Annotated in this window: 1 protein-coding gene; it reads right to left on the bottom strand. The window is 64.9% G+C overall.

Features of this window, described 5'->3' with window-relative positions; genetic code table 11:
* Positions 1-1,556: maltose alpha-D-glucosyltransferase (gene treS / locus ACL02U_RS32800; RefSeq protein ID WP_412794662.1), on the bottom strand; the 1,556-nt coding region annotated here is incomplete at both ends.

Genomic DNA, 1,556 nt, shown 5'->3' with positions numbered 1-1,556 from the left:
AGCCGGAACCAGTAGAAGCCGTGTCCGGCGAGGGTGAGGAGGTAGGGGAGTTCGCCGATGGCGGGGAAGCGGACTCCGCCGAAGAGTTCGACGGGGTGGCGGCCGTGGAAGGCTTTGAGGTCGAGTTCGGTGGGTTGGGCGAAGCGGGAGAAGTTGTTGACGCAGAGGACGAGGTCGTCCTCGTGTTCGCGGAGGAAGGCGAGGACGGCGGGGTTGGTGGAGGGGAGTTCGGTGTAGGTGCCCAGGCCGAAGGCGGGGTTCTGCTTGCGGATCTCGATCATGCGGCGGGTCCAGTGGAGCAGGGAGGACGGCGAGGACATGGAGGCCTCGACGTTGGTGACCTGGTAGCCGTAGACGGGGTCCATGATGGTGGGCAGGGTGAGGCGGCCGGGGTCGCAGCTGGAGAAGCCGGCGTTGCGGTCGGGGGTCCATTGCATGGGGGTGCGGACGCTGTCGCGGTCGCCGAGCCAGATGTTGTCGCCCATGTTGATCTCGTCGCCGTAGTAGAGGATGGGTGATCCGGGGAGGGCGAGGAGGAGGGCGGTGAAGAGTTCGATCTGGTTGCGGTCGTTGTCGAGGAGGGGGGCGAGGCGGCGGCGGATGCCGATGTTGGCGCGCATGCGGGGGTCTTTGGCGTATTCCGCGTACATGTAGTCGCGTTCTTCGTCGGTGACCATTTCGAGGGTGAGCTCGTCGTGGTTGCGGAGGAAGATGCCCCATTGGCAGCCGGCGGGGATGGGTGGGGTTTTGGCGAGGATTTCGGAGACGGGGTGGCGGGATTCGCGGCGGACGGCCATGAAGATGCGGGGCATGACGGGGAAGTGGAATGCCATGTGGCATTCGTCGCCGCCGGAGGGGAAGTCGCCGAAGTAGTCGACGACGTCTTCGGGCCATTGGTTGGCTTCGGCGAGGAGGACGGTGTCGGGGTAGTGGGCGTCGATCTCCTTGCGGACGCGTTTGAGGAATTGGTGGGTGGCGGGGAGGTTTTCGCAGTTGGTGCCCTCTTGTGAGTAGAGGTAGGGGACCGCGTCGAGGCGGAATCCGTCGATGCCGAGGTCGAGCCAGAAGCGGAGTCCGGCGAGCATTTCTTCCTGGACGACCGGGTTCTCGTAGTTGAGGTCGGGTTGGTGGGCGAAGAAGCGGTGGAAGTAGTACTGCTTGCGGATGGGGTCGAAGGTCCAGTTGGAGGCTTCGGTGTCGACGAAGATGATGCGGGCGTCGGCGTACTGTTTGTCGTCGTCGGCCCACATGTAGTAGTCGCCGTAGGGGCCGTCGGGGTGTTTGCGGGATTCCTGGAACCACGGGTGCTGGTCGCTGGTGTGGTTCATGACGAAGTCGATGATGACGCGCATGCCGCGTTGGTGGGCGGCGTCGACGAATTCGACGAAGTCGGCGAGGTCGCCGAACTCGGGGAGGACGGCGGTGTAGTCGGAGACGTCGTAGCCTCCGTCGCGGAGGGGGGATTTGAAGAAGGGTGGTAGCCACAGGCAGTCCACGCCGAGCCACTGCAGGTAGTCGAGCCGGGCGGTGAGGCCTTTGAGGTCGCCGACGCCGTC

This window comes from Streptomyces sp. MS06, assembly GCF_047200655.1.
GTDB lineage: Bacteria > Actinomycetota > Actinomycetes > Streptomycetales > Streptomycetaceae > Streptomyces.
Note: the sequence above shows the minus strand (reverse complement) of the source record. Positions and strands in the feature narration are given on the sequence as shown.